The sequence below is a fragment of the Nostoc cf. edaphicum LEGE 07299 genome, from assembly GCF_015207245.1.
GTDB lineage: Bacteria > Cyanobacteriota > Cyanobacteriia > Cyanobacteriales > Nostocaceae > Nostoc > Nostoc edaphicum_B.
Map to the genome: position 1 here is coordinate 1 of NZ_JADEXF010000580.1, position 3852 is coordinate 3852.

At 44.0% G+C, this 3852-nt stretch carries 3 protein-coding genes and 1 tRNA gene; all 4 read left to right on the top strand.

The features are described 5' to 3' along the window. The first annotated feature begins 247 nt into the window (after positions 1-247). The 4 genes from pdhA (at position 248) to fba (ending at position 3787) form a co-directional block, all read left to right on the top strand. A complete protein-coding gene (pdhA, locus tag IQ229_RS17170) occupies positions 248-1282 on the top strand; it encodes a pyruvate dehydrogenase (acetyl-transferring) E1 component subunit alpha (RefSeq protein ID WP_069072716.1) in 1035 nt (344 codons plus the stop codon). A gap of 100 nt (positions 1283-1382) precedes the next feature. Next, the gene (locus tag IQ229_RS17175) at positions 1383-2252 is read left to right on the top strand and encodes an aldose epimerase family protein (RefSeq protein ID WP_194045765.1); all 870 of its coding nucleotides are present in this window, start codon (positions 1383-1385) and stop codon (positions 2250-2252) included. 61 nt (positions 2253-2313) lie between these two features. After that, positions 2314-2385 (top strand) — tRNA-Lys (locus IQ229_RS17180). A 322-nt stretch (positions 2386-2707) separates the two neighbouring features. Next, on the top strand, positions 2708-3787 hold the full coding sequence (gene fba, locus IQ229_RS17185) for a class II fructose-bisphosphate aldolase (RefSeq protein WP_012411833.1): 1080 nt from the start codon (positions 2708-2710) through the stop codon (positions 3785-3787). Positions 3788-3852 lie beyond the last annotated feature (65 nt).

Here is a 3852-nt window from a genome sequence, read left to right on the forward strand (position 1 = left end):
AAGAGACAGGAGAAAAACCCAAAGCGGCAGATGTTGCCGTTAGAGTCAAATCCTCACGGGGCATAAGCTGAAAAGTTAAAAATCAAAAATTAAAAATTCAGCTATTCCCTAAGACCCTTTTTTGGTGCATAAATAAAGTTTGATTGTTGAGTCTTACAAACGCTAGCCTGTTAAAAGCCGAGGTGTTATCAGACCAACTTATTTAAGACCGTAACTTTAAGTTGTACAACAGGGATACTCAAAAATAATGGTTCAAGAGCGTACTTTACCCACTTTTAATCCTGCTACTACGCATATTACAAAAGAAGAAGGGTTACGGTTGTATGAGGACATGGTATTAGGGCGCTTGTTTGAAGACAAGTGCGCTGAAATGTACTACAGAGGCAAAATGTTTGGTTTTGTCCATTTGTACAACGGTCAAGAAGCCGTTTGCAGCGGTGTTGTGCAGTCGATGCGACCGGGTGAAGATTACGTTTGTAGTACCTACCGCGACCACGTTCATGCTCTGAGTGCGGGAGTACCAGCAAGAGAGGTAATGGCAGAATTATTTGGCAAAGCCACAGGTTGCAGCAAAGGGCGCGGTGGTTCCATGCACATGTTTTCTGCGGAACATCGCTTGTTGGGTGGCTATGCTTTTGTGGCTGAGGGAATTCCTGTAGCAGCTGGAGCGGCTTTTCAAAGCAAATACCGCCGCGAAGTGCTGGGAGATAAAAATGCTGACCAAGTGACAGCTTGCTTTTTTGGCGACGGTGCAGCTAACAACGGTCAGTTTTTTGAGACGCTAAATATGGCAGCCTTATGGAAACTGCCAATTCTTTTCGTAGTCGAAAATAATAAGTGGGCCATTGGGATGTCTCACGAACGAGCCACTTCTCAGCCAGAGATTTATAAAAAAGCCAGTGTATTTAACATGGTAGGCGTGGAAGTAGATGGCATGGATGTACTAGCAGTTCGAGCCGTGGCTCAAGAAGCTGTAGCCCGTGCCCGCGCAGGTGAAGGCCCAACATTAATTGAGGCACTTACCTACCGCTTCCGGGGTCACTCCTTGGCTGACCCAGATGAAATGCGGAGCAAAGCGGAAAAAGAATTTTGGTTCGCCCGTGACCCAATTAAGAAGTTGGCTGCTTATTTAGTTGAGCAAAATCTGGCAGATGAGGGAGAAATTAAAGCCATTGACCGTAAAATTCAGGATGTAATTGACGAAGCGGTTAAGTTCGCCGAAAGCAGCCCTGAGCCAGACCCCAGCGAGTTATATCGTTTCGTGTTTGCAGAAGACGAATAAACAGTGCTGAGTTATGAGTGCTGAGTGCTGAGTACTTTTTATTCTACTCAGAACTCAGCACTGCGTACTCAGCACTCCACCTTACACAGGACTAAAATTTGTGTTTAGCATTGCAGTTCAACAGCAACAGTACAAGACCTATATTCTTTCTGATGAAGCCGCTGGTTCTCAATTGGAAGTCGTACCCGAACGTGGCGGTATCATCACCCGTTGGCGCATTCAAGGGCAAGAAATTTTCTACCTGGATAGTGAACGCTTTACTCATCCTGAGTTGAGTGTCAGAGGTGGAAATCCAATTTTGTTTCCTATTTGTGGCAATCTACCAGATAATACTTACACTCACAACGGGCAAAAATATACTCTCAAACAACATGGTTTTGCCCGTGAATTGCCGTGGAAAGTAACAGAACAAGAAACTGGAGATAAAGCTAGTCTCACTGTCGTTCTGAATAGCAATGAGCAAACTAAGGCTGTTTATCCTTTTGATTTTCAACTGGCTTTCACCTACGAACTTCAAGGTAATACTCTAGAAGTCCGTCAGCAGTATAAAAACTTGTCATCTACAGCAATGCCCTTTTCGGCTGGTTTCCATCCCTACTTTCTGTGTGGTGATAAAACTCAGTTAGAGCTGGAAATTCCTTCTAAGCAGTATCAAGACAATCAAACTAAAGAAATTCACTCTTTTGATGGCAATTTTGACTTTAGCCGTGATGAAATTGATTTTGCCTTTGGACAGCTAACGAGTCAATCGGCCACCGCGATAGATCGCAGCCGGAAGTTAAAACTCACCTTGGATTATGATGATTTCTCTACCTATCTGGTATTTTGGACAGTCAAAGGCAAAGAGTTCTACTGTCTAGAACCGTGGAGTGCCACCCGTAACTCTCTCAATACTGGTGATAACCTGACTGTGTTAGCACCAGGAGCGAGCCACACAGCATCTGTAAGGTTGACGGCTAATTTTTTCTAAACCCCTTTACAAATCTACAGATGTATATGCTATGATTGCAAAGTTGCGAAATGCAGCGAAAGGGTCGCTAACTCAACGGTAGAGTACTCGGCTTTTAACCGATTAGTTCCGGGTTCGAATCCCGGGCGACCCATATAGAAGTTTGTTAAATGATGTAAAGAAGCGATCGCAGCTCTTTTTAATTGTAGAAACGAGCATTATGGATACTGGGCTACCAAAGCTACTAGTTGTAGGGTAACTAAATGTACAGCAATACAGATCAACTATGGGGCATAGTACAACAGTAGAGAGCAAGTATAGAACATAGTTATAGTAACGATGGCATAAACTTTTTCAACATAGATACACGACACTAGTTATAATTTCCTATAAGTTGAAAAAACTCTTAAGATTTAGCGTAATGATTACGCTTCTCTCAGACCGACTAGCTGACAACCACATTAGGAGGACTATCTATGGCGCTTGTACCACTGCGGCTGCTGTTGGATCACGCAGCTGAAAACGGTTACGGCATCCCAGCTTTCAACGTTAACAATTTGGAGCAGATTCAGGCAATCCTGAAGGCTGCTGTCGAGACAGATAGCCCCGTAATTTTACAAGCTTCACGCGGCGCTCGTAATTATGCAGGAGAAAACTTCCTCCGTCACTTGATTTTGGCGGCGGTAGAAACCTATCCTCACATTCCCATTGTCATGCACCAAGATCATGGAAATGCGCCTGCTACTTGCTACTCAGCAATTAAGAACAACTTCACTAGCGTGATGATGGATGGTTCTTTGGAAGCTGATGCGAAAACTCCTGCTAGCTTCGAGTACAACGTTAACGTTACCCGCGAAGTTGTAAACGTAGCTCATGCTTTGGGTGTCAGCGTTGAAGGTGAACTTGGTTGCTTGGGTTCTCTAGAAACTGGTGCTGGTGAAGCTGAAGATGGTCACGGGTTTGAAGGTACACTCGACCACTCCCAATTGCTAACCGACCCCGATGAAGCTGTTGACTTCGTAGAAGCAACTCAAGTAGATGCTTTGGCTGTTGCCATTGGCACAAGCCACGGTGCTTACAAGTTTACTCGCAAGCCGACTGGCGAAATTTTGGCTATCAGCCGCATTGAAGAAATTCACCGCCGTTTGCCTAACACCCACTTGGTAATGCACGGTTCTTCTTCTGTGCCTGAAGATTTGCTTGCACTGATTAACCAATATGGTGGTGCAATTCCTGAAACCTACGGTGTACCTGTAGAAGAAATCCAAAAAGGCATCAAGAGTGGTGTACGTAAAGTAAACATCGACACCGACAACCGTTTGGCTATTACTGCTGCTGTACGTGAAGCTTTGGCTAAAAAACCAGAGGAGTTTGACCCCCGTCACTTCCTCAAGCCTTCTATTACATACATGCAGAAGGTTTGTGCTGAACGCTATCAGCAATTTGGCACAGCTGGCAATGCAAGCAAGATTAAGCAAATTTCTTTGGAAGATTTTGCTGCTAAGTATGCTAAAGGTGAACTTAACGTTGTTACCAAATCAGCTGCTAAAGTTTAATTTTGACAGCAAATAAATATGGGCATAGTTTTTCTATGCTGCTAAAAAACTGAAGATTTTAATGT